Source organism: Bordetella genomosp. 12 (assembly GCF_002261355.1).
In the GTDB taxonomy this organism is placed as follows: Bacteria; Pseudomonadota; Gammaproteobacteria; order Burkholderiales; family Burkholderiaceae_B; genus Bordetella.
In genome coordinates this window covers 915098-939556 of the sequence record NZ_NEVU01000003.1, presented here as the reverse complement: position 1 = coordinate 939556, position 24459 = coordinate 915098, and the positions used below count along the sequence as shown (strand labels likewise).

22 protein-coding genes and 1 tRNA gene are annotated in these 24459 nt (G+C 62.1%); 11 read left to right on the top strand and 12 right to left on the bottom strand.

What is annotated here, in order from left to right:
- Positions 1–44: 44 nt before the first annotated feature.
- From CAL22_RS16495 to CAL22_RS21175, 4 genes are all read left to right on the top strand, one after another.
- On the top strand, positions 45–1382 hold the full coding sequence (locus CAL22_RS16495) for a replication-associated recombination protein A (protein ID WP_094815080.1): 1338 nt from the start codon (positions 45–47) through the stop codon (positions 1380–1382).
- A gap of 139 nt (positions 1383–1521) precedes the next feature.
- Entirely contained in the window at positions 1522–2871 is a 1350-nt protein-coding gene (serS, locus tag CAL22_RS16490) for a serine--tRNA ligase (RefSeq protein ID WP_094815078.1), read from the top strand.
- A gap of 249 nt (positions 2872–3120) precedes the next feature.
- Positions 3121–3369: a hypothetical protein gene (locus CAL22_RS16485; protein WP_094815076.1), complete on the top strand. Its 249-nt coding sequence runs from the start codon at positions 3121–3123 to the stop codon at positions 3367–3369.
- Positions 3356–3496: a hypothetical protein gene (locus CAL22_RS21175; protein ID WP_167383664.1), complete on the top strand. Its 141-nt coding sequence runs from the start codon at positions 3356–3358 to the stop codon at positions 3494–3496. Before CAL22_RS16485 ends, CAL22_RS21175 begins: the two co-directional genes overlap by 14 nt.
- Positions 3497–3562: 66 nt before the next feature.
- On the opposite strand, the gene CAL22_RS21365 is transcribed toward CAL22_RS21175, so the two are convergent.
- Positions 3563–3916 (bottom strand): virulence factor, encoded by a 354-nt coding sequence (locus tag CAL22_RS21365; RefSeq protein ID WP_094815074.1) that lies wholly within the window; start codon positions 3914–3916, stop codon positions 3563–3565.
- A 281-nt stretch (positions 3917–4197) separates the two neighbouring features.
- On the opposite strand from CAL22_RS21365, the gene CAL22_RS16475 reads away from it, so the two are divergent.
- A complete protein-coding gene (locus tag CAL22_RS16475; RefSeq protein ID WP_167383624.1) occupies positions 4198–4401 on the top strand; it encodes a hypothetical protein in 204 nt (67 codons plus the stop codon).
- 577 nt (positions 4402–4978) lie between these two features.
- The gene (locus CAL22_RS16470; protein ID WP_244193916.1) at positions 4979–5191 is read left to right on the top strand and encodes a hypothetical protein; all 213 of its coding nucleotides are present in this window, start codon (positions 4979–4981) and stop codon (positions 5189–5191) included.
- Positions 5192–5342: 151 nt separating this feature from the next.
- Here the strand turns inward: CAL22_RS16470 and CAL22_RS16465 are convergent, their stop codons facing one another.
- Complete coding sequence (locus CAL22_RS16465; protein ID WP_094815071.1) at positions 5343–6005, bottom strand: MarC family protein; 663 nt, start codon at positions 6003–6005, stop codon at positions 5343–5345.
- Positions 6006–6220: 215 nt separating this feature from the next.
- Here CAL22_RS16465 and ppk2 point away from each other — a divergent pair, with 215 nt between their 5' ends.
- Complete coding sequence (ppk2, locus tag CAL22_RS16460) at positions 6221–7279, top strand: polyphosphate kinase 2 (RefSeq protein ID WP_244193915.1); 1059 nt, start codon at positions 6221–6223, stop codon at positions 7277–7279.
- A gap of 85 nt (positions 7280–7364) precedes the next feature.
- Here the strand turns inward: ppk2 and CAL22_RS16455 are convergent, their stop codons facing one another.
- From CAL22_RS16455 to CAL22_RS16435, 5 genes are all read right to left on the bottom strand, one after another.
- On the bottom strand, positions 7365–9845 hold the full coding sequence (locus tag CAL22_RS16455) for a TonB-dependent receptor (RefSeq protein WP_167383663.1): 2481 nt from the start codon (positions 9843–9845) through the stop codon (positions 7365–7367).
- A gap of 145 nt (positions 9846–9990) precedes the next feature.
- Positions 9991–10968: a FecR domain-containing protein gene (locus CAL22_RS16450; protein WP_094815066.1), complete on the bottom strand. Its 978-nt coding sequence runs from the start codon at positions 10966–10968 to the stop codon at positions 9991–9993.
- A 24-nt stretch (positions 10969–10992) separates the two neighbouring features.
- The gene (locus CAL22_RS16445; protein WP_244193914.1) at positions 10993–11520 is read right to left on the bottom strand and encodes a sigma-70 family RNA polymerase sigma factor; all 528 of its coding nucleotides are present in this window, start codon (positions 11518–11520) and stop codon (positions 10993–10995) included.
- Between the two features lie 521 nt (positions 11521–12041).
- A complete protein-coding gene (locus tag CAL22_RS16440; RefSeq protein ID WP_094815062.1) occupies positions 12042–12743 on the bottom strand; it encodes an aspartate/glutamate racemase family protein in 702 nt (233 codons plus the stop codon).
- A gap of 1 nt (position 12744) precedes the next feature.
- Positions 12745–13467: a glutamine amidotransferase gene (locus CAL22_RS16435; RefSeq protein WP_094815060.1), complete on the bottom strand. Its 723-nt coding sequence runs from the start codon at positions 13465–13467 to the stop codon at positions 12745–12747.
- Between the two features lie 115 nt (positions 13468–13582).
- Here CAL22_RS16435 and CAL22_RS16430 point away from each other — a divergent pair, with 115 nt between their 5' ends.
- Complete coding sequence (locus tag CAL22_RS16430; RefSeq protein WP_094815058.1) at positions 13583–14518, top strand: LysR family transcriptional regulator; 936 nt, start codon at positions 13583–13585, stop codon at positions 14516–14518.
- 253 nt (positions 14519–14771) lie between these two features.
- On the opposite strand, the gene CAL22_RS16425 is transcribed toward CAL22_RS16430, so the two are convergent.
- From CAL22_RS16425 to CAL22_RS16415, 3 genes are all read right to left on the bottom strand, one after another.
- Positions 14772–17279 carry a TonB-dependent siderophore receptor gene (locus CAL22_RS16425; protein ID WP_094815056.1) on the bottom strand — a complete coding sequence of 836 codons (2508 nt, stop codon included), beginning with the start codon at positions 17277–17279 and terminating at the stop codon, positions 14772–14774.
- A 105-nt stretch (positions 17280–17384) separates the two neighbouring features.
- Entirely contained in the window at positions 17385–18419 is a 1035-nt protein-coding gene (locus CAL22_RS16420; RefSeq protein WP_094815055.1) for a FecR domain-containing protein, read from the bottom strand.
- Between the two features lie 37 nt (positions 18420–18456).
- Positions 18457–18960: a sigma-70 family RNA polymerase sigma factor gene (locus CAL22_RS16415; protein ID WP_244193913.1), complete on the bottom strand. Its 504-nt coding sequence runs from the start codon at positions 18958–18960 to the stop codon at positions 18457–18459.
- A gap of 63 nt (positions 18961–19023) precedes the next feature.
- On the opposite strand from CAL22_RS16415, the gene CAL22_RS16410 reads away from it, so the two are divergent.
- A complete protein-coding gene (locus CAL22_RS16410; RefSeq protein WP_244193912.1) occupies positions 19024–20016 on the top strand; it encodes an erythromycin esterase family protein in 993 nt (330 codons plus the stop codon).
- Positions 20017–20167: 151 nt separating this feature from the next.
- Here the strand turns inward: CAL22_RS16410 and CAL22_RS16405 are convergent.
- Positions 20168–20257, bottom strand: a tRNA-Ser gene (locus CAL22_RS16405).
- Positions 20258–20593: 336 nt separating this feature from the next.
- Here CAL22_RS16405 and CAL22_RS16400 point away from each other — a divergent pair.
- Both CAL22_RS16400 and yaaA read left to right on the top strand, forming a co-directional pair.
- Positions 20594–21376: a 3-hydroxybutyrate dehydrogenase gene (locus CAL22_RS16400; RefSeq protein ID WP_094815051.1), complete on the top strand. Its 783-nt coding sequence runs from the start codon at positions 20594–20596 to the stop codon at positions 21374–21376.
- Positions 21377–21395: 19 nt separating this feature from the next.
- The gene (gene yaaA / locus CAL22_RS16395) at positions 21396–22169 is read left to right on the top strand and encodes a peroxide stress protein YaaA (protein ID WP_094816717.1); all 774 of its coding nucleotides are present in this window, start codon (positions 21396–21398) and stop codon (positions 22167–22169) included.
- Here yaaA and CAL22_RS16390 read toward each other — a convergent pair.
- A complete protein-coding gene (locus CAL22_RS16390) occupies positions 22166–24373 on the bottom strand; it encodes an FUSC family protein (RefSeq protein ID WP_094816715.1) in 2208 nt (735 codons plus the stop codon). The genes yaaA and CAL22_RS16390 overlap by 4 nt on opposite strands.
- Between the last annotated feature and the right edge of the window lie 86 nt (positions 24374–24459).

The following is a 24459-nucleotide window of genomic DNA, read 5'->3' as shown; positions in this document are numbered from 1 at the left end:
GGTGTAATGGCTGCCTGGACGCCGTCCCTCTGTTTTCTGCCGCTATGAGCAACGATCTGTTCTCCGCCGACCCCGCCCATCGCCCCTATGTGCCCCTGGCCGAGCGCTTGCGGCCGCGCACCCTGGCCGATGTGGTGGGGCAGTCGCATTTGTTGGGGCCGGATAAGCCGCTGCGCGTGGCCTTCGAGTCGGGCCGGCCGCATTCGATGATTTTCTGGGGGCCGCCGGGGGTGGGCAAAACCACCCTGGCGCGCTTGATGGCGGACGGTTTCGACGCGCAGTTCATCGCCATCTCGGCCGTGTTGGGCGGCGTCAAGGATATTCGTGACGCCGTGACCACGGCGCAGATCGCGCAGGGGCAGGGCCGCCGGACCATTCTCTTCGTCGATGAGGTCCACCGTTTCAATAAGGCCCAACAGGATGCTTTCCTGCCCTATGTGGAAAGCGGCTTGTTCACCTTCATCGGCGCGACCACCGAAAATCCCTCCTTCGAAGTCAACTCGGCTTTGCTGTCGCGGGCACGCGTGTATGTGCTGCAATCGCTGAGCGCCGAGGAGCTCATGCTGTTGGTGGACCGGGCCGTGGCCGCTTTCAACGAAAGCCGCCCGGAGCAGCCGGTGCATTTCGACCAGACCGCGCGCGAGCAGCTTGCCGCCTGGGCCGATGGCGATGCGCGGCGGGTGATCAGCGCGGTGGAGGTCGTGGCCGAATCGGCCGAGTCGGCCGGGCGCGAGACCGTCGATGCGGCCTGGCTCGAGATTTCGCTATCGCAGAATCTGCGCCGCTTCGATAAGGGCGGTGATGCGTTCTATGATCAGATCAGCGCCTTGCACAAAGCCGTGCGGGGCTCGGATCCGGACGCCGCGTTGTATTGGTTTGCGCGCATGCTCGACGGTGGCGCGGACCCGAAGTATTTGTCACGGCGGCTGGTGCGCATGGCCGTCGAGGACATCGGCCTGGCCGACCCCAGGGCGACCGAGCTGACGGTGCAGGGCGCCGACATCTATGAGCGCCTGGGTTCGCCCGAGGGAGAGCTCGCGCTGGCGCAGGCCGTGGTTTATTTGGCCTGCGCGGCCAAGTCCAATGCCGTCTACAACGCCTATAACGCCGCCCGCAAGTTTGCCGCCGAGCACGGTAGCGCGCCTGTGCCCATGCACCTGCGCAATGCGCCGACCAAGCTGATGAAGCAGCTGGGGCACGGTCACGCCTATCGCTATGCGCACGATGAACCGCACGCTTACGCGGCGGGTGAGAGCTATTTCCCCGACGGTCTCAGGCCGCGCTTCTACAAGCCGACCGACCGCGGGCTGGAAGCCAAGATCCAGCAGAAACTGGCTTTTTTGCGCGAGCTGGATGCGCAGGCGCGCGAGAAGAAACGTTAGCCCGGCGTCAGGGGCTTACACTGTGGGAGGGTAGAATCTCCCCGTCGCCGCCTGAGTCCCTTGCGGGTTCAGGCGCGCGCGACCAAGGCGCCAGGGCTGATAGGCCGCTGGCGTGTGTCTTAACTCAATCACCATCACCATGCTAGATCCGATACTGCTGCGCAAAGACCTGCAAACCGTCGTAGACCGCCTCCAGAGCCGAGGCGTCGCGTTCGACACGGAACGGTTCAACGATCTGGAGTCTCGCCGCAAGTCGGTGCAGACCGAGACGGAGTCCCTGCAGGCGCGCCGCAATGCCCTGGCCAAGCAGATCGGCCAGCTCAAGGCCAAGGGCGAGGACGCATCGGCCGTGATGGCGGAGTCGCAGGCCTTGCCCGGCAAGGTCAAGCAGTTGGAGGAAGATCTGGCCATGCTGCAGCAGCAGCTCAACGAGCTGCTGATGTCGGTGCCCAATTTGCCGCACGCCAGTGTCCCGGTCGGCGCCGACAGCGACGACAACGTCGAAGTCCGGCGTTGGCTGCCGGGCCCGGCCAATGCCGACGGTAACCCCGCCGGCCTGGGTTTCGAGCCTCGCGATCACGTGGCCGTGGGTGAACCGCTGGGGCTGGATTTCGATACGGCCGCCAAGCTTTCGGGCGCCCGGTTTTCCTTCATGCGCGGCCAGATGGCCAGGCTGCATCGGGCGCTGGCACAGTACATGCTCGATCTGCAGACCGGCGAGCATGGCTACACCGAGTGCTACACGCCGTATATCGTCAATAGCTCGACGCTCTTTGGCACGGGGCAATTGCCCAAGTTCAAGGACGATATGTTCTTCGTGACCAAAGGGGGCGGCGATGACGATCCCAAGGTCGATGAGCATGGCAAGGCCTATGTGCGTGAGGATCAGTACCTGATCTCCACCTCCGAAATCACGCTGACCAGCTTCGTGCGCGACAGCATCGTACCGGGGGCGGATCTGCCCTTGCGCATGACGGCCCACACGCCTTGCTTTCGTTCCGAGGCGGGCAGTGGCGGGCGTGACACGCGCGGCATGATCCGGCAGCACCAGTTCGACAAGGTCGAAATGGTGCAGGTGGTTCAGCCCGATCAATCCTATGAGGCCCTGGAGTCCATGGTCGGCCATGCCGAGGCCGTGCTGCGTGGCCTGGGCCTGCCGTACCGTGTCATGCTGCTGTGCACCGGCGACATGGGTTTTGGCGCGGCCAAAACTTATGATCTGGAGGTCTGGTTGCCGGCGCAAAATACCTGGCGCGAGATTTCGTCGGTCTCGAATTGCGAAAGTTTCCAGGCCCGCCGCATGCAGGCCCGCTTTCGCGCCGATGCCAAGAGCAAGCCTGAGTTCGTGCATACGCTCAATGGTTCTGGCCTTGCCGTCGGGCGCGCCCTGGTCGCGGTGCTGGAAAACTACCAGCAGGCCGATGGCAGCGTGGTGGTTCCGGAAGTATTGCGCCCTTACATGGGCGGCATTGAAGCGCTGAAACCCTGATTTTTCAGTATGGCAAACAAAAAACCTGGCTCGCAGCCAGGTTTTTTGTTTTGGGGTTTATTCCAGCTATGGGGCCATTGTCACAGTTTGTCATAAGAGCGGAAATCATTCTGTAGCTTTGGGGGATTATTGTTCGCATGGCACTATTGATGTGAACAAATGTGAATGAGTGATTAAAAGGGCCGCATCTTGCGGCACAATATGTCTGCTTGGCCTCGTGTCCCTTCATTTCAATAGAGGAAGCTAACCATGACTTCACGAATGATTGGCGATTTTCGCGTTCGTTGCACCGTGATCCCCAGCGAGGGACAGTCTTTCGGTGTGCGGATATGGACCCGTCGCGTAGGCGGTACGGCTCCGGAAAAAGCATGGGATCTTCCTAATCTGTCTTCCTATCGCAGTCTCAGTGAGGCTGAAGTAGGCAGCCAGGAGATCTTTTCGAAGATCAATGGTGTCCGTTTTAATGGTGAACCGGAGTTTGCACATGCGACCGCATAATGGCTGGTGGAAGAACACCAGCACCCCGCGCCGCTGGCTCGACGCCATGCGCGACGCAGCACGGCAACCGTCCTCGCAAGAGGCGGCTGTCTCCATGCCCGTTAAACCGGTTCAGGCTGCTGCCTGATCTGGTTGTATGCAGGCAAAAAGAAGCCGCCCAAAAGGGCGGCTTCTTTTTGCCTGGGGCTTGTGCTCAATTGCGTCGCCAGTGTCCCCGTGGCGGAGGCGGCGGTCCGTGATGGCGCGGACCGCCATGCCAATGCGGGCCGCCGTAATAACCCGGAGCGGGGACGACCACCGGACGGCCGTAGACCGGGGGCGGGCCGTAGTAACGCGGCGGCGGGGCAACATAAACAGCCGGAGGCGGTGCGACGTAAACCGGGGGCGGCGCCATGTAAACGGGAGGCGGCGGCGCCACGTATACCGGAGCCGGGGCTATCGCGATACCGGGAATGCCGATGGACACACCGATGTCGACGTGAGCCATGGCCGCCGAAGACAGCGCCAAGGTGGCGGCTCCTAAACTGGCCAGTATCCATTTCTTCATGATTCACCTGCCTTTGCTGCCTATGCAGTCTTGAATTGCGTCGAAGTTATTTTCGATCTTTTTGCCATCCAAGCTCTGCCAGTCCGCGTTGCATTGGAGACAAAGCGCAACCAGGGTCGGCGTTCATGCTGCAATGCGGCATGCGGACGTCAGAGGGCGTTGCCCCACTTGGAAATGCGCTGAAATCAAATCCCCGGGTAGGTGGGTTACATTCCATCACCAAGCCGGCCGCGCGCCGGCCCGGCAAGCATTCTGGCGGGCTTCTCGGTATACTTCCGCGCATGACGACCGCTCACGACCTCAAGCCTGGGTACTACTGGTACACCATGGAAAAAGATCCCCTGGCCATCATCCACATTCATGAGGATGGCGGCGCCACGCTGATGGGTACCGATTTTCGGATGGAGCCCGAAGGTGTCGCCAGCATGATTCAGCAGGGCGAGCGCTTCTTCTGGATCGAGCCGCCGGTCGCCGCGCGCGACTGACACGGCCCCGCGCCGGCTGGCCGCCGGCATCGTCCGGGCGCACTCAGCCGCCTGGATATGCCCGTTCCCCCTTGGCCCACGGCAGGTACGCCGGTCTTTGCCTGGGGGAGCCGCTGCTCGACGCTTGGGTTGAACCGTTCGACCCTGCGCGCAACGCCGGGCGCAGCCCGCTTGCCTCGCGCCGCGCCGCTGCGCATCAGCCCCAACGCCTCACACCCTGCCCGGATTAAAGATTCCGGCCGAAGCTGCCGTTATTGTCTGGCCCGCCTGCCGACAGCCCGGCAGCATGGGCGCTCGCGCCTGTGCGCCGCGCGTCAGGAGCAGAGCGAGGGTAGTTTGCAGATGTTTCCGCATTCCGGCCCCGCGCCAGACATGTCAAGGCAGAAAGGCCACCGCTTTACACCGCAGATCAATGGCTTTGATCGCAGGATTGCGATTAATAATCCTAGCCGCAAATTTTGTGCCGTTCGTGGGATATTTTGTATACGAAATATTTTTTGTATCGAATGCCCTGGACTGGAATATTGCATCAAGCAGATAGCAGGATTCATATTTGAATCGTGGTATATGTTCAAGCATGAGTCCGTCACAAAGGGAGGCTGTTTTGCAAGTCATTCGGGAAGGTCGAGCTGTCAGCTATGCAGCCCGCAAATATGAGTTCTTGACGGTGGAGCAGGCGATGGGATTTGCCCGGTTTCTGGAGCAGGGCAAGGGCCTGGAGCACGCCAGCAAGATCTGGCGACCCAAGCGCATCACGGCGATCGCCGTTCAGGAATTCGATCACAGCTGATCGCGGCAGCATGCTGTTTTAGCATTATCGACTGTATACAAAATTCATGCAGAAGGCATGAATAAAAAAGGCCCGGAAGTATTTTCCCGGGCCCGGTATTTGTTTTGTCGAAAAAATATCAAATCCGGCCGATTCCAGTAGCCTGAAAGCCTCAGGGATTGGCGAGCAGCGGCCGGATGAACTGCCCGATGCCTGTCAGGATGATCTGCACGCCCACGCATAGCAGCAGGAAGGCCGATACACGGGTCACCACACGCGTGCCGCCGGCGCCCAGAAATCGCGATAGCGAGTCCGCCCGGCTGTACACCAGGTAGATGGACACCATCACCAGGGCCGTGATGGCCAGGGAGGATAGGCTGCCGAGCACGAATTCGCGCAGCTCCTGCGTGCGGTTGGCGGTCAGCGCGATGGCGGCGGCGACCGTGCCGGGGCCGGTGGTCAGCGGCACCGTCAGCGGGAAAAACACCATTTCGCTGGCCTGGCTGGGCGCGATCTGCTGGACGGATTGGGCTTCCTTGGTGTGGGTTTCCTGCGCGTTGAGCATGGTCCAGCCCGACACCGCAACCGCCAGGCCGCCGGCGATACGCAGCGCCTCCAGCGTGATGCCGAACATATGCAGCACCAGCGAGCCAAGGAAAAAAGCCACCAGAAGCACAAAGAACGATGACAGCGCGACGCTGTAGGCCAGTTTGCGCCGTTCCTCGACACTGAGGGTGGCGGTCATGTTCAGGAAGATAAAGGACAGGCCGATGGGATTGATGATGCTGATGAGCGTGGTGTAGCCGAAAAGCACTTCGGAAATAAACTGGTGCATGAGGCCTCACGACACGGGGAGAAGCGATGGCCCGTCCATCGCGCGGACCTAGTGTCGATGGCTTTGCCGAATTTGGCAACCGTTCGAAGGCGGCCGGACGGTCCGCCCTGCAGCGCCAGGCGCGGCGGGAATGTCGGCGCATGCTTGCGCAAAGCGTCTGTTTCGGCGATGTTTTAGGTCTGCGATCTGCTGCCCTCGAAAAAGGATACTTTCCCATGACCAACAAACCTCGTCCCCGCACGGCGCGCCGCAGCGGGTTGCCGCCTGAAGCGCCGATTCTGGATCCCGAGCGCGCGCAGACCGAATCGCGCATGCTGGCCGCGCGGGAAGAGGCGGTGGCGGTCATGGCCGATATCGCCGCCCGGGTTCAGGCCCAGGGCGAAGCCAAGGATGCCTTGCATACCGTGATCGAGGCCTTGTCGCCCGATGATGCCCAGGCCGTGCATCAGGCGCTGGTGCATGCCGCGGCGCGGCCCACGCCGCGCAATCCCGACCTGGAGCTCGCGGGCGATTGGCGCGATGGGGCCTATCCCTATCGTCATCGCATGCTGCGCAAGAACTACGAGAAGCAGAAGTATCGCCTGCAGGTCGAACTGCTCAAGTTGCAGGCCTGGGTCAAGGCGACGGGGCAGCGCGTGGTCATCGTCTTTGAGGGCCGCGACGCGGCGGGCAAGGGTGGGGCGATCAAACGCTTGATGGAGCACCTCAATCCGCGGGGCGCGCGCGTGGTGGCGCTGGAAAAACCCTCCGACACGGAGCGTGGCCAGTGGTATTTCCAGCGTTATGTTCAGCATTTACCGACTGCCGGCGAGATCGTGCTCTTTGATCGCTCCTGGTATAACCGCGCCGGCGTCGAGCGGGTCATGGGGTTTTGCAGCGACAACGAGTATCAGGAGTTCCTGCGTCAGGTGCCAGACTTCGAGCGCCACCTGGTCAGCAGCGGCATCCATTTGGTCAAGTTCTGGTTTTCGGTCAGTCGCGATGAGCAGAAGCGGCGATTCCAGCAGCGCAAGGTGCACCCCCTCAAACAGTGGAAACTCAGTCCCGTGGATCTGGCTTCGCTGGACAAATGGGAGGATTACACGCGCGCCAAAGAAGCCATGTTCGCGCATACGGACACGGCTGACGCGCCCTGGATCGTGGTCAAGTCGGATTGCAAGAAGCGTGCGCGGCTCAATGCCATGCGCTATGTGCTGAACCGGCTGCCCTATGAAGGGCGTGGCAACAGCCCGGACCTGGCCATCGATCCGCTGATCGTCGGCCGCGCGCTCTGAGCGCCGGCCGCGTGCAGGCAAGAAAAAGCCGCGAGGGGCCGCCCGGCAGGGCGTCACTCGCGGCTCGCGTGCCAGGTGCGAGGGATCAGAAGTCCAGCGTGGCCGACACCAGAATGGTGCGCGGATCGCCGACATAGAGGCCTTGCTGCCAGTAGTCGCGGTCAAAGACGTTGCGCACGGTGGCGCGTAGCGTCAGGTTGTGCTCGGCAACGCGCATGCGGTAGCGCGCACCCACGTCAAAGCGCGTCCATGACGGGATTTTGTAGGTATTGGTGGCGTTCAGGTATTGCGAGCTGGAGTACACCATGCCCGCATTCAAGGCCAGGCCCGGCAGGGCGTCGATATCCTTTTCCACGAACAGGTTAAGGCGCGCCTTGGGTTGGTTGGGCGCCGTATTGCCCTCTTCGGCGGCATTGACCGCGCGGGTGAGTTTGGGGTCGATGTATGCCACCCCGCCCAGCACGCGCAGGCCACGCCAGGGCTCACCAAAGACATTGACCTCGATGCCCCGGTTGCGTTGCTGGCCGTTGATGCCGTAGATCAGCGAGACCGGATCGAGGCCGCCGCTGGCCCGCCGGATCTGAAACACGCTGGTGGTGATGGCCACGCTCTGCAGGTCGAACTTTACGCCCGCTTCGACCTGTCGGGACTTGAACGGCGCGAACACTTCTCCCGCATTGGCGGCGGTGGCCGGCGCGGCGCTGCCCGGGCTCAGGCCCTCGATGTAGTTGGCGTACACCGAGACGGTGGGGTTGATCTTGAACAGGGCCCCGGCCATGGGCGTGACGGCGAACTGATCGTAGTTGGCCGTTTCCGCGCCGGTGGTGCCGTCGAAACTGCGGTTCTGCACGCGTTGGCGACGCAGGCCCAACGTCAGCAAGGCGCGATCCTGCATGAATCCCAGCGTATCCGAGACCGCGAAGCTGGACAGGCGGCGCTCGGAAGTGGTGGGAATGTCGTCGGGCATGTTGATCGCCGTCGGGTCGGGGGCGGTGACCGGGTCGTACAAATTGGAAGTCAGGGAGCCGGGCACCACGGTACCGATCTTGTTGCCGACTTCATTGCGCAAATAGGTGTGGCTGAAGTTCCACTCGTGGCTGACCGGGCCGGTGGTGAAGCGGCCGCGCAGACCCGCGTTGGTCGTCTTGGTGTCGTACGGCGTGGCATGGGTGCGGAACAGCTGCGTCAGCGTGCCGGAGAGATCTTCGATGGTGGCCCGTGAGGTCACATAATACTGATCGCTCTTGTTGTGGCCCGCCGCCGCGTAGACGGTCAGGTTATCGGTGATGTCGTACTCGGCCTTGCCGGTGACGATCTTGTCCTCGACGTCGGCGCGCTCCCAGGGTTGGCTCCAGTTGCTTTTGGCCGAGGGCACGGAGGGGACTTCCGTGATCGACGCCGCCAGCGCCGGTTGTGACCATTGCGCGCCGTGGACCACCTGGCGCTGATTGATGGCATCAAACTCCAGGCGCAGGCGCTCACCGGTGTAGTCCAGGCCTACGGCGACGTGATGGCTTTCTTCATCGATGTTGTCGCGCGCGCGGTCGCCGTTGCGATAGGTGCCATTGACCCGAATGCCAAACTCATGGGCCTGTCCGAAGCGTCGGCCCAGGTCGACATGTCCGCCGCCCAGGCTGTCCGACGCGTAATCCGCCGTCACGCTGGCGTTAGGCTTGTCGCCGGCGCGCTTGGGCATGATGTTGATGGCCCCGCCCACGCTGCCCGACTGTGTGGCGCCGTTCAGAAAGGCATTGGGGCCTTTCAGGACTTCGATGCGTTCGAGCGATTCGGGCATGACGCGCCACATCGGGGCCATGCCCAGCACGCCGTTGAAGGCGACTTCCGCGCTCTCGAAGCTGAATCCGCGGATGGAAAAGCCGTCGCCGATGGTGCTGGACCCACTGCCCGTGCGCACGGAGGGGTCAGCGCTGGCCACGATGTCCGCCAGGCTGCGGGCCTGCGCATCCTCGATGGCCTTTTGCGTGAAGCTGGTCGTATTAAAAGGGGTTTCCATGAAATCTTTGTTGCCCAGCACGCCCAGCCTGCCGCCGCGCGCGACCTGTCCGCCGGCGTAGGCCGGCGGCAAGGGCGCGGACACCGCCGTACTGCCGCCCTGAACCGCCACAGGGGCGAGCGTCGTCACACCGCCCGTTCCCGCGGCCGAGGGATTCAGGCCGTAGCTGCCATCCGGGCGCCGGAACGCGTCCAGGCCGGTGCCGCGCAGAATTTCGGCCAAGCCTTCCTGCACGCGATAGGCACCGCGCAAGCCCGCGCTGGTCTTGCCTTGCGTCAGTTCCGCGGACCCGGTGAGGAAGATGCCCGCCTGTTCGCCAAACTGATTCAACACGGCGGTCAGGGAGTTCGCGGCGATGTCGAAGTGGCGCACCGGGGCATCGGCCGAGCCCGCGGCTTGCGCGGCGGCGGGGGGCGCCCATGCAAAGGTGGCGCTGGTGGCGGCTAGCGCGCACAGGATGGCGCAGGCCATGGGCCGCAACGCCGAAGGGGGGCTGACGCGGCGGCGGTCCAGGGGGGCATGCACAGCAGAGGCTGAACGAAGGCGGGACATGGGAGCGGTTCTTTTCACGTGAACGTTGAGAAACATGAGGCCGCATCGCTGGCGCGAACCAGCGAAGAAACCTCTTCACTCCCTAAATCGAACGAGATTTCCAAAGGGGAACCGCTCGCCGCACTTTTTTTGCGGCGACCACGCTTTAGCGTGGGCCGACGGTCGTCCACCAGGGCAGGGGGTGCTGGATCCGCAGGGGCAAGGTCTGCTCCAGCAGGGCCAGGGCCCGGTCGGAGTCATTCGCCGGGTAGGTGCCCATCACGCGCAGGTCGGCGACTTCCGGCGCCACACTGATGTGGCCGCGGCGATAGCGGCTCAGTTCGTCGATGAGCTGGCTCAGCGGAACGTTGTCGGCGACCACGATGCCGCGGCTCCAGGCCTGGCGTGCCTGTGCGGCCTCGCCTGGCGGGCTGATGCTCTCGTTGCCAAAGCGGGCCTGCTGGCCGGCATCCACCCGGCGCTCGGCGCCCGCTGCAGTCAGGATCTGCACCGCACCCTCAAACACATCCACCTGCACCTGCTTGTCCAGCAGATGGACCGTGAAGCGCGTGCCCAGGGCTTGCAGGCGGCCGGAGGACGTATTGACGAAGAAGGGGCGGCCGCGCGCATCCGGCGCGGTCTGGATGAGGATTTCGCCGGCAACCAGCGTCAGGCTGCGGCTGGTGTCGTCGTAGTGGACGTTGACGGCGCTGTCGGTATTGAGCCAGATGCGTGTGCCATCGGGCAGCGTCAGCTCGCGCTGTTGCCCGACCGAGGTATGGTAGTCGGCCATATTGGCGGCCCACCAGTTGCGCCCGCTTGACCAGCCGATGATGCCCAGGCCGATGCCCGTGACGATCAGGCCCATTGCGCGGCGGCGACCCGAGGCGGCCTGGCGCACGATCCGGGTGCTGGTCAGGGCGGCCTGCCGCCCGCCTTGCGTGCGCAAGGGGTCGAACTTCTGGCTGATCTGCTCGATATGGCGCCAGGCCAAAGCGTGTTTGGCGGAGGCTTCCAGCCAGGCGCGCCACGCGTGCCGATCTGCGTCGGAGGCGTCTTCAGCCTGCAGCGTGGCGTACCACTGTGCCGCGTGCGACAGGCTTTCATAATCGGTTTTGAGCGTCTGCTCGGTGTGGTGGGGCATCGGCGTTGCGGGTCGGCCTGGGCCTCAGCGCTCCAGGTCTGCCGTCAGAAGCGCGCACTCCAGCATGGCTTGGGCGATGTACTTCTTGATCATGCGTTCGGAGACAGCGAGTTCCTGGGCGATCTGGCGATAGGGCATGCCATCGATCTGCGCCATGAAAAAGGCCGCGGCGACTTTCTGTGGCAGACGGCCCATCATGGCGCCGATCTCCATCAGCGTCTCGATCACGATGGCATGTTGTTCAGGCGAAGGTTCGCAGGCCTGAGGTTGCGCCGCCAGCGCATCCAGCCAGGCCTGTTCGACCTCGCGGCGGCGCCACAGGTCGATGCACATGCCATTGGCCATGGCGCGCAAATAGGCGCGTGCCTCGAAATACCCATTGAACCCCTGCCGCACCGGCTTGCGCAGCAGACGCAAGAAGGCGTCTTGCGCCAGATCCGCGGCATCGGCGGCGCTGCCTAGGCGGCGGTGCAACCAAGCCTTGAGCCATGCGTGATGGTCGCTGTAGAGAACATCCAGCGTTGGAGGGGTTGAATAACGGGGCGCGTCCACGATCTGACCGTAACAAGAGTCGTCCCTGCCAGCAAAGCCGCCATGGGCGTTGCGCAGAAAATGAGAATCAATTTTATTCTTAGGGACGTGGATTTTTAACCTGAAAACCCCGCAGCAGGCAAATACCACGGGCGATCGCCCTCTCGTAAGCGTTGTCGGCGAGCGGTCTGGTCTGGGCATCCAGGGCGATTTTTGCTCACACCGGGGTTTATCCCGAGCCGCTTACGTTCCGTCATGGGAATCTCCAGGACGGAGACGGTAGTGCGCAGGCGGGCTCACCCAGAGGTGAAAGTGAGCGCTATGCCCGCGCGATGGCAGAGAGGGGGCAGCGTGCCTGGACATTTTTGTGACGTGCCGCTCCTGCAAGGCGGTGGGGCGCGCGCGCTTAGCCTAGCCACGCCGCGCGCGGGCAGCGCGGAACCAGGGCCAACACCGGTTCGGCATGGGCGATGTCATGACCTCGGGCGGGCACATGCTGGTGTCGTGCCAGGCTGGCCAAGGGCGGCCAGTTTCCCAGTCGTTTAGCGCTTGCCTAGGGAAAAATCGACTGCGGCATCGACATGGATCGCTACCGAGTCAAAACCCGGTAGTGGCAACGTGTCCGTCTCGAGGATCAGGCATATTTCGGTGCAGCCGAAAATCACTGAATCAGCGCCCTGTGCCTTGGCTTTCTCGATCAGAGAAACCAGCATGTCGCGAGAGCTGTCCAGCACTTTGCCAAGACTCAGCTCTTCAAAAATAATGTTGTGCGTCATTACGCGGCCGGTCTCGTCGGGCACGATAACGTCGATGCCGTAAGACTTCATACGCGCTGGGTAGAATCCATTCTCCATCGTGTATTTCGTTGCCAACAGGAGCGGCTTGGAGCAGCCTGCAGCCTGCAAGCGTTTTGCCGCTTCGTCCACGATGTGGATGAATGGCAGCGGCGTGGCACTTTCGACGGCGTCGGCTACCAGATGCATGGTCACGGCACAGATCATCACACATTCGGCTCCGCCATTGCGCAGGTTTTGGGCCACGCCGGCGAGCAGTCGGCCCGCATCCTCCCAACGGTTCGACTTCTGCATGGCGACGACGTCTTGAAAGTTGACGGACGCCAGCAGAATTTCCGCTGAGTTCAGGCCGCCGAGTTGCTTCGCAATGCTTTCGTTGATCTTGCGGTAGTACACCGCAGAGCCTTCAAAACTCATGCCGCCGATCAGGCCGATTTTCCTCATCTTCATGCTACTTCCCGTCTGCTGGTGTTGATCGCCATACCGAAACGAAGCGCTCGAGAATCTCGCGAGCGACTGGCGCGTCTTCGATTCCTCTAAGCATCGCTTCGGGATCCTTACCTTCGGCACGCAAGGTCGATGCGCGCAGTTCGATGCAAGCGCGTGCAATGCTTGGCGTGAACTCTGGATGGAACTGGGTAGACACGGCATGAGGTCCGTAGCGGACGACCTGGTGCGGGTCGTGATCGGAGCTTGCCAGCAGTTGTGCGCCATGAGGAAGTCGAAGCACCGTTTGCAGGTGTGTCAGATGCGCTACGAATTCGGCGGGGCAGTGGGTCAGTAGCGGATCAGCGGCAGCGCCAGGGCGTAGCCGCACCCGACGGCTGCCCATCTCGCGGCCGTTCGGGTGAAAGCCGACTTCCCCGCCCAGCGCTGCCGCCATCAGTTGGTGGCCGTAGCAGACACCGAACATCGGGGCGTTCATGGCCATGGCTTCGCGAATCCAGGCAGCAACGTCAAGGCTCCAGGGATGTTGCTCGGTCACATGGGACCATGACCCAGTGATCACCGCCGGTACATCGGCGCGTGGTGCCGGTAATCGTTCACCCTCGAAGACGCGAACAATTTCTACGTCTTCGGTCGTTGTGCGCAGCGCACGGCAAAACCACGCGGGCAGGTCGCCCTGAGAGGCACGGATATCGTCAGGCGGTGTGCCAGCTTGGATGATGAGCAAAGTAGGGTCACCGAATAGAAAATGCCACGGCCTTGGGCCTGGGCTTGGGCAGACGGTACGTTAAACGCTGTGTGATATTCTGAGAAGTGAATTATTGAGTTAACGAATTCTCAAAATGAGAAATATAGACCTGGATTCACTCGAGATATTCAAGGCGGTCGTGGATGTCGGCAGCGTGGTCAAGGCGGCTGCACATCTCAATCGGGTGCCGTCGAATGTCACGACCCGGATCAAGAATCTGGAAGAGCGTCTGGGCGTCCAGCTATTTCAGCGGTACGGCGGCAAGCTCACTCCGTCAGCTGAAGGCGAGCTGTTGCTGGGTTATGCCGACCGGCTGCTACGTATCGCGACGGAGGCGGAGCTGGCGATGAGACGAGCCAAGCCGCAAGGCGTCCTGCGCATCGGGACGCTGGAAAGCACCGCGGCAGCCCGGCTTCCCCCGTTGCTGGCAGCGTTCCACCAGCGCTATCCTGACGTCCAGATCGAGATGGTGACCGGCACGTCCACGGCACTGATTGCACGGATCCATCGTTACGAGATCGAAGCCGCGTTTGTCTCCGAGCCGTTTCAGCTGGCCGACGTCGAGACGCAGCCGATGTTTACGGAAGACCTCGTGCTTATTGCATCGAAAAATGCCAAACACGTCGAGACGGCACGCGACCTGCAAGGGTGCACTATCGTGGCATTTGCTACGGGTTGCTCTTACCGGACAATCTTCGAGCGCTGGCTGACCACCATCGGGGTGATGCCCACGAGGATCCTGGAACTGGGCTCTTATCACGCTATCGTGGCCTGCGTGGCGGCAGGATCTGGCGTCGGCATCGTGCCGCGGTCCGTGCTGCGAGCCGTGCATACGGAGACTGAGGTGAAAATCTTGCCCTTGCCTGCGGACGTCGCGCTCACGCGTACGCACCTCGTCTGGCGGGCGGGGCATCGGTCGTTGTCCTTGGATGCCTTCAAGAAAGAGATTGCGCTTTTCTCGGCACCCACCGAGTCGGCAAGAGCCGTCGCGGCCGAGGATCCGTCTTTCGAGGCCACTGCGGCTTCGTAGGGGTTGAGCCGGACGCTTCAGTGCCCAAAAGTACAAGGGCAATGGGCGGCAGGGTCCCCGCGGTCGCCTGCCGCCGGCCCAACGCAAGCCGCTGCGAGGAGGCTTGGTTCCGCGGTTCGCGCTCTCGGTTTGGAGACGGCGCAAGCGCACGCTTGCGCCTGGCCATCCCGCGTGGGGGGGCGCCCGCATCTTCCTGCGCACCGGCAATACCTTCGCGATGAGCTGGGCGGGCAGACCTTGCCACTACCTGCGTTTAGAACCGGGTGCGCAGTGTCAGCATCGCACTACGCGGCTCGCCATAAGTGGTGTAGTAGGAGGTGTAGGAAAGGCGGCTGTAGTACGTCTTGTCAAAGAGGTTTCTGACGTTCAATGAGATCTCGGTCCTCGGCGTTAACTGGTAACCGACCAACGCATCGACGACGACATAGGGAGCCTGACGACGTATGGCAACGCCCGCCGCTTCTTCCGCAGAGGTGCCGTACCAGACCTTGCTCTGCCAGCGTGCGCCCAGCCCGAGATTGAGACCTGCCAGCGGTCCTTCGGGCAGGCGGTAGTAGGCCCAGAATGTTGCCGTCTGCTTGGGCAACTCATTCTGTACCCGTTGACCGATCGTACTTTTGTTTGCGGCGTTCAGAATGATGGCATCGCTGTTCGTATAGCTTGCAACGAGCTGCAGATTTGGCATCGGGCTGCCGCTTATTTCCATCTCCCAGCCGCGAGAGCGCGTCAAGCCCGCGGAGGTATAGCAACTTCCCGCTGTCGGGCCGCAACCGGTGCTGGTGGCATCCAGCATCGGTTGATTCTTTTCACGGATCTGGAACACGGCGAGCGATGCATTCAGGCGGCCATCGAAGAACTCTCCCTTCGCGCCGGTTTCCACTTGCCAGCCGACACGAGGCGCAAGCACGCCATCTTTACCGTAGTTTGTGTTCGGCCTGAAAATATCCGCGTAGCTGGTATAGAGCGACACCTGATTGGTCACATCGAAGACGATGCCGCCATAGGGCGAAACTCTGCCGGACGCCTCATTCGGACTTTTGCTCCATCCATTGGCTGCGGACCAACTATGGGCGTTGTAATCGCTGATGCGAGCGCCGGTAATCAGCTTGACTGAGTCGCTCAAGCTAAAACGCGTCATGCCATACCAGCCTGATTGATCGGCCTTGTAGCGACTTCGAGTGGCGGTCAACGAAGACAGGCGGTTCAGCGCGTCGGCACGGGAAATGGCCGGATCGAACACGTTGCGGCTACCGATCGTGGCGCCGCGCAGACTCCGATCGTATTCGTATCGTTCGGCGCTGTAGCCGAGGACGGCATCGTGCCGTGCACCAAATAGCTCGAAGGGACCCGAGAGGCTGATATCAATGCCCATCGCCTCATCCTCACCAGACCCCTTGCGCGCGTACCAGGTCGCCATGTCGTTGCTTGGATTCACCGCCGACGTCGGATAGGTCTCGAGATACTGACTATGCCGCTGTGCATACCGGCCTGTTACCTTGGCGACCCATTCATTCTCGAACGTATGCGTCAGGTCTGCGGAAAACTCATCGTTTTGATTCGCCTGGCGGTTCCAATCCACACCGATCCGCTTCGATCGAGAGATATCAAGAAACCTGCCGTCGCTGTAAGTGGGCTGCCCCGTCCACCAGTTATTGCCGCGATTTTCACTGCGAGTGTAGGACACGCCCAAAGTCGTATGGGGCGTGAAGTCGTACTCGAGCACGCCATAGGCGGTCCAGTTCGTGTTCCATGCGGGCGAGTATGAGAAGTTGCGGTCCTGGCCGGCAAGCACGGCTCTGCCACGCAATGAGCCGTCCTCATTCAGCGGGCCGGTGACATCGACCGTGCTGTGGTAGTTATCCCACGATCCCGCCGATATTGCCGCTGACCCGCCAAACTCCTTGCGAGGCCGTTTGCGCACCAAATTCACCGTGCCGCTGGGACGGCCGGCGCCGGTCAGCAATCCGGCAGGGCCGCGCAATAGCTCGACGCGATCATAAATCGCCATGTCAGACTGGCTTCCGCCGCCGTCGCCGGTCGACGTGGAGAGTGATGACACGACGCCGTCGTATTGATACGCGTCGATTTGCTGGCCACGCGACCAGATCAGCCCATTGTTTCCGGGATTGCCGCCATAAGTTGAAACCGAGATCCCGGGCATGACGCGTAACGCGTCTTCCAGGCTGTTGATGTCGCGATCATCGAGTTGCTGCCGCGTCAGTACCGACACGGATTGCGGAATTTCGCGCAGGGATTTCGCGCCTTTGAAAATGCTGGTGCCGCTGGCGGCATATGATCCCGTGTCTTCAGACGTCACGTGGACAGCCCGGGTTCCGGTGACGGTCACGGTTTCCAGTTCCGCAACCGGCGCGCCTGGCTGAACGCGGCGAATGATGTAGCCGCCGTGGTCCTGCCGGATGGCCTGCAGTCCGGTCCCGGACAACAGCGCAGTCAATGCCTCTTCAGGCGTGTAGACGCCATCGATTCCCGGGCTATGCTGCCCTCCGACGTCCTGGGTCCGATAGGAAATCATCAACCCCCCTTGCTGTCCCAAGGCCGTCAGCGCACGCTCCAGATCTCCGGCCGGCACGGTAAGCGTGGTGCGTGCAGCAGCGGGCTGCGCCTGGACATCCAGGATCGGCGCCGCGGCAATGATCGAAGCGATGCCGATCAACCGGGCTCGTGTCAGCAGAGCTGGAAAGCGCAAAGTACCCGAAGGCGTCAAGGCCTCCGTCGTGGCATGGCGAGGCAACTTGCCCATGATGAAGATCCCTAATGGAAAGCAAATGAATGAGTTCTATTAGGGTTGCCACGCGAGAACGAAAAAGCCCTCACCAAGAGCGCATCGTCCGCTGTTTTTTTGTAACTAGGCCGAGGGCTGGTCGGCGCGCGGCACAACCAATACCCAATACTTCGAGCGCCTGCGGAGTTCGAGGTGGTGGGTGGCGGCGACCATTTCGAGCACACGGTCGCTGTCGCGGAGCGGATAAATGCCGGAGATCTTCAGCTCGTTAAGGCTAGGGTCGCATTGAAGCCAGCCATGTCGATAGCGGGACAGCTCGGAAAGAAATGCCGGCAGAGGCATATCGCGGGCGATCAGCATCCCCGTGGACCAGGCAAGATCCGTGGCGCGCAACGCCGTAACGCTGGAGATAGCCGTCCGACCGAACTGGACTTGTTCACCGCGCTGAAAGACCTGCCGCCCCGATGTGGCGTTCACGGGCATAATGGCCACCGCACCCTCGAGAATGCTGACCGCCGTTTCTGCTTCCAGCTGTCGCACGGCGAACTGCGTGCCCAAAGCCTGTACCCGTCCTTGATCGGTTTGAACAATCAGTGGGCGCGATCGGCCCGTGGAAACCGACTGTGGATCGACGGCAGACGAGACGAACACCTCACCTGCGACCAGTCGCACCAGCCGCTCATCCTGACTGAATTGCACGTCGACAGCGCTGCCGGAATTGATCAGCATGTCCGTGCCATCTGGAAGCGCGATCCGGCGTTGCTCGCCGACGTCAGCACTGTAGTCGGCCCGCCAACGTTGCCACAACACGGTTTGCCCTAAGGTCCAGGCGCCAGTCGCGGATAGCATGGATATCGACAGCACCTTGAGCGCCTGACGGCGGCTCGTCCGTTTTTGACCGGCACGAACCAAGGTCTCCGATAGCAGTGGAGCATGGCTGCCGCGCAATTGGCCGCCAACGCGCTCAATGTGCCGCCATGCCATTTCATGGTCGGCGCACTCGCCGCGCCACTGCATCCACGCGCGGTGCGTCTGCTCATTTGCATCCGCGGCCTGCAGTGCCACCAGCCATCGGACCGCTTGCATGGTCACTTTTTCGGGCAAGCTCGGGCTGCCGCTGCCCGCGCTCAGGCGGTCATGGGGCGAGGCGGGCATCATGGCGCGAGGGTTCGGCGGGCTTGAGCGTCGAACGGGGTCACAAGCCGAAGAAACATTGGTGGGCGGCGCGAACGATGTGACGTTGCACGGTCGCCAAAGAGATGCCCAATTCGCGGGCAATATCGGTTTGCTTCATGCCATCGACCTGGGACAGCAGAAACGCGCGCCGGGCCACCTGGCCGATGGACTCCAGTCGGCGGTCGATCTCGACCAGCGCCTCGAGCAATATGGCGCGGGTTTCGGCGTCGGGAACGTCTGCGACGGGCAGGTGGGCGATCGCCTCCAGATAGGCATTCTCCAGATCCCGGCGCCTATAGAAGTTGGCCACTACCCCCTTTGCAATCGTGGTGAGCAATGCACGGGGTTCTCGAGCCGACACGTGCGCGCCGCGATTGAGCAAGCGCAAGAAGGTATCCTGCGCCAGATCGGCAGCATCGAATCGATTTCCCAATCGGAGTCGCAACCAATCCTGCAGCCACCCATGGTGCTCGCAGTAGAGACTCTCGACGGTGGTGGAGGGGGCGGGAGCAGGCGCAGACAAAATGGCTAAAACCAATAAACGGTAATGGTAATCACTCTCAATTTTCGCACTAGAATGGCGAGTATGCAATTGCCGATATCTCTGCGTGCGGGGCTGAGTCGATTTTTGGTGGGGGCGGGGGTGCTGCTGCCATGGCATATGCCCATCGCAGCGGCCGAGGTGCCGTGGCAGACGTGCACACCGGGTTTGAGCCGCAATGATCTTCAGCGGATCGGCAATATGACCGAGCGGGCGCGCGTCATCGCGTACGGTGAAGGTTCGCACGGTGTGCATGAGTTTCTGGCGGCGCGCAACCGGCTCTTCGCTTTCCTGGTGCGGCATCACGGCGTACGGTTATTGGTTGCCGAAACTCATCCCGTCAACGCCGCAAGCGTCGATGCCTACATTCAGGGGCGGGGCGAATTGAGCGATGAGCTGGTCGAAAGCGTATTTACCGCCAATCGCCGCTATCGATGGCGCGACAAGCCTTTCGACGAGAACCGCGAGCTGCTGATATGGATGCGGAACTACAACGCGCAGGCTGCCGAGCATGAGCAGATTCGGTTTGCCGGCATGGACTGGCGGCATCCGTTGGCTGAAGGCTCTCACATGCCGCCAAAAGCGAGGGGGATGGCGGAGATGCTGTTGCACCATCTGCAGGCGCTTGCCGCAGACAAAAAGCTCTTCGTATTTGCTCACCATGGTCATCTGCGCAGCGATGTCTCGCGGCAGCCGCCTGCTGGCACGCCCACCTTGGGGCAGACATTGCGTCAAGAACTAGGCTCCCAGTTGTTTGTGTTGGGGTCGGCCTATGCGACAGGACGAGTTCAGGATGGTGGCAACCTCACGAGGCATCTTGCGCCTCCCGAGCTCGACTCCTTGGATGGTCGTCTCGCCGCCACCGGTGTGGAGTGTGCCATTCTCGATTTTGGCAAAGAGGACGTTCGTTCGTGGGTGAAATCGGCGAACAGCGTCCGTGGCAGCTACTGGGGCGGGACTGCCCACTACCTCCCCATGCACGTCGAGCAAGCGTTTGACGCATCGCTGTTCTTTCGCACGGTCACGCCGTTGCGGTAAGGAGGAACGGCTGCGGCCTGGCCCGGCGATCTTCCAAAGGAATTCACGCGCAGCCAAAGCAAAAAGGCCATCGATGTGCGTCGATGGCCTTTGATCGCAGAGGTTGATGCAAACGTAAAAGCCGTTGCGCACAACCTCATGCAAAAGATTCTGGCGGAGAGGGTGGGATTCGAACCCACGATACGCCTAAACGTATACCGGATTTCGAGTCCGGCGCATTCGACCACTCTGCCACCTCTCCTGGTGTCTTGCGCAAACCTGTTGCAACGCTTGGCCGTGGTCAGAGCCGATAACGTCGATCCCGATCTCCGGAAAGATCGATGATTTAAACCGGTTTGTTTCCCGCTGCGTTGCCGAAGCACGAAAGCCCGCTATTCTACCCAAAATTTTGCATTCTGCAAATTTTTCTTTGGGCTGGTCGATGCGGCCCGCGTCGTGCCATCCGGCTACGCCGGCGGACGAGGGCGGATCGACCGCCGGCCGCGGGCTCGGTCGCAGGTGTTGCGCGGTGTGGCGGCACGCCAAACGGACGCGGCAGGGATACACTTAGTGGCCCTAGACCCAGCGGAGTATCTTCATGCTTAAAGGCAAAGTTGCAGTCGTCACCGGTTCCACCAGCGGCATAGGCCTGGGGATCGCCCGCGCATTCGCGCAGCAGGGCGCCGATGTCGTGCTCAATGGTTTTGGCGACGCTGCCGAAATCGAGAAGTTGCGTGCCGATCTGGCCGCGCAGTGCAAGGTGCAGGTGCTGTATGACGCCGCGGATCTGTCCAAGGGTGAGGCGGTGCGTCAACTGGTGGCCAACACCGTACAGGCGCTGGGCCGCATCGACATTCTGGTCAACAACGCCGGTATTCAGCACACCGCGCTGATCGAGGATTTTCCGGCCGAGAAGTGGGACGCCATTCTCGCGCTGAATCTGTCGGCCGTTTTTCATGGTTCGGCCGCGGCGTTGCCCCACATGAAAAAGCAGGGTTGGGGCCGCATCATCAATATTGCGTCGGCGCATGGTCTGGTGGGCTCGGCCCAGAAGTCCGCCTATGTGGCGGCCAAGCACGGCGTGGTGGGGTTGACCAAGGTCACCGCGCTCGAGACGGCCGGCACGGGGGTGACGGCCAATGCCATCTGCCCGGGTTGGGTGCGTACTCCGCTGGTCGAAAAGCAGATTTCTGCACTGGCTGCCAAGGGCGGCGTGGACCAGGAGGCCGCCGCGCGCGAACTGCTGAGCGAAAAGCAGCCTTCGCTGCAGTTCGTCACACCCGAGCAGCTGGGCGGCACGGCCGTCTTCCTGGCTTCGGATGCCGCTGAGCAGATCACCGGTACGACCATTTCTGTCGATGGCGGCTGGACCGCTCGCTGATAACAAGGATTTCTCCCTCATGCTGTTTTTGCTTTCTCCCGCCAAAAAGCTCGATTACGACTCTCCGTTGCAGGTGCAGACGCACACGCAGCCTTTGTTCGTGGATCAGGCCGCGGCGCTCATCAAGGTGCTCAAGACCAAGTCTGCCGACGATATCGCGGCGTTGATGAGCTTGAGTCAGGCGCTGGCGGAGCTGAATGTGGGCCGCTATGCCGCCTGGACCAAGACCTTCACGCAGGACAATGCGCGCCAGGCGGTGCTGGCATTCAATGGGGATGTCTACGAGGGTCTGGAGGCATCGGCCCTGTCGGCGCGGCAATTGGAGTGGGCCCAGGAGCATGTCGTCATCCTGAGCGGGCTGTACGGCGCGTTGCGCCCGCTGGATCTGATGCAGCCTTATCGTCTGGAAATGGGCACGCGGCTGGAGACTGCCAAAGGCAAAAATCTCTATGAGTACTGGGGCAGCACCATTGCCAGTTATCTCAACGAGCGGCAAGAGGGAGAAAAAGCGCCTGTCATCGTCAATCTGGCCTCCGAGGAGTATTTCAAGTCGGTGGATCTCAAGACCTTGCAGGCACGGGTCGTGCAATGCGTGTTCCAGGACTGGAAGAACGGCGCCTGGAAGATCATCAGTTTTCATGCCAAGCGGGCGCGCGGCCTGATGGCGCGCTATGCCATCGAGCACAAGGTCAACAAGCCGGAGGGCTTGCAGGGGTTTGACAGCGAAGGCTATGCCTACGATGCCTCGGCCTCGAGTGCCGACAAGCTTGTCTTCCGGCGCCGCCAGGATTAAGCGCTGACCAGCCCGGGTTCGTCCGGGTCTGCCACGGCGGTCAGCTCCTGGCGGATCATGACCGCCGCGCGCACCATCTGCTTGAGCGGATAGGCCAGCGTGGCCCCGTCTCCCTTGGTGTCGAACTGAGCCGGCAGCTCGGCGGGCTCGGGTCCATCCGTCTGCAAGCATTGTTCGATGCCGTCGAGCGCCTGCTGAACCTCGGGCGGGGTTTGCGGCATGGCGGCCAGGGTGGGCACGGCGGCGGTGATCTGCGAGGCCAGGATGTGGTTCTGGATCAGCAGGTTGTTGAACTCCGGCACGTTGACCTGGTGCTGCTGCGGCTCGCTCATCATGCGATAGAAAGCTTCGGCGTAGTTGCTAAAGGCGATGTGCACGTTCTTGCGCGCGAAGCGCCAGGCCAGATCGGCGTCGGCGATGGCGTTGTCGCTGTCCGGGGACGAGGTGCCCGTGTGCTGACGCACAACCTGGATGTATTTCATGCCCTCGCGCAGGTATTCGAGATTGGCGCGCGAGGCGGCCTGGGCCAGGGGCTTCATGTAGCGCGCCTCCCACCAGGGCAGGATATAGCTGCACAGCAGCGCCAGCACGCAGCCCAGGACGGTGTCGATGGCGCGTTCGCCGATGACTTCGAGCGACACCGTGCCCGGCGCGACGAAGTGAAACACCAGCACTACGAAGAGGGTATTGAAAATCGCGCTGCCCATGTAGTTGAGCTGGACCAGGCTGTTGCCCATGATGCAGGCGCCAAGCAGCACGGCAAACAGAATGGCCGGCTTGCTGGTCACCATGAACAGGGCCAGCGCCAGCATGCAGCCTATCAGCGTGCCCATCAGGCGCCAGCCGTTACGCTGGCGCGTCAGGGCGAAGCCGGGCTTCATGATGATGACGATGGTCAGCAGCACCCAATAGCTGTGCGCGGCCATATTGGCGGGCAGCCAGCTGCCGATCAGGCCCAGGGCGATGGCCGCCGCCAGCGCCACGCGCAGCGCGTAGCGGCAGTGCGGCGAGTCCAGGCGCAGGTTGCTGGTGATCATGCCCAGGCGGACTTCCTGGCGCGACATGAAGCGCGTCAGAGACTTGTTGATGCGCAAGGCGCTGGTGGGCACGGCGTCCGGGCGGTCTTGCGTATGGTCGGCCAGGCGGTCGACAATGCGTGCGGCATTGCGCAGCCGGCGCAGCACCTGGATGAGCAGAGCCAGTATTTCGGGTTCGCGCTCGCCCAGGCCTTGCTGCTTGAGCTGTTCGATCTCGTACTCGATGGCGCGCAACTCGGCCTTGGCGCTGCTGCGGTACTGCGTGGTGCGGCCCCGCGAGACATCCAGCGCGATGCGGTTGAGTTCCAGCGACATTTTGACCAGCGAGTCGCGCATGAAGATCAGCGCGTCGTTGCCCGCCAGCGCGCGGCGCAGCAAGGCATAGTCGGTGTGGGTGGCCACCAGGGTGTCGAGCAGCTGCAGCATGTCGACAAACATATTCCACAGCATGACCCGGTCGCTTTCGCGAAAGCCCTTGCCGCGCGGCAGCGCGCGCAGCACCAGGTCGCGCGCGGCCTGGTGGGTGTCGGTCATGGTGGACTGACGCTGCATCAGCAGGCGGTATGACTCGTCCAGATCGGCGTTTTCGTCATAGAAGCTGGCGCGGGTGGCCATGTAGTCGGCCGTGGCGAAGAGGGCCACCGACATCGCCTGGCGCTCTTCGCGCAGCCAGAAAATGCGCCGAAAGCTCAGGCTGAACAGCAGATAGAACAAGGAGCCGCCCAACGTGGCCAGCGAGTGCCATACCACCTGATCGGGCGCCATCGGCGAGTGCATGGTCAGCGTCATGAGCAAGAGGCCGGCAAAGCCGATCAGCCCGCCGCGCTTGCCAAAGACCGAAAACATCGAAAACAGAAAGCACTGGCCTATTACGATGAACCAGAGCAGCACCGGGTAGGTCGAGGCCAGGCCGGTGATGGTGACCGTGGACACACCCAGCAGGGCGCCGCCCAGCATCTCGTTGCTGCGATGGCGCTGTGGCCCGCCCGGCTGATCGATGATGGCCAGGCATTGGGCGCCGAACGTGGCGACCAGGCCTATGCTGTATTGCCCGAAAATGCCGCCCAGCACCAGTACGGGCAGCAGCATGCCGACTGCCTGGCGCACGCCGCCGAAGAAATAATGGCTGTAGAGAAAGCGCCGGATGCTGGCGATGCGCAGGTCCATGGTGGCGAAGGCAAGTGACGACATCCCAAGTATAGAGATTCGCCTGGTTTTTTTGGGGGCGGATGAGTAATTAAGCCTTGCGGCGG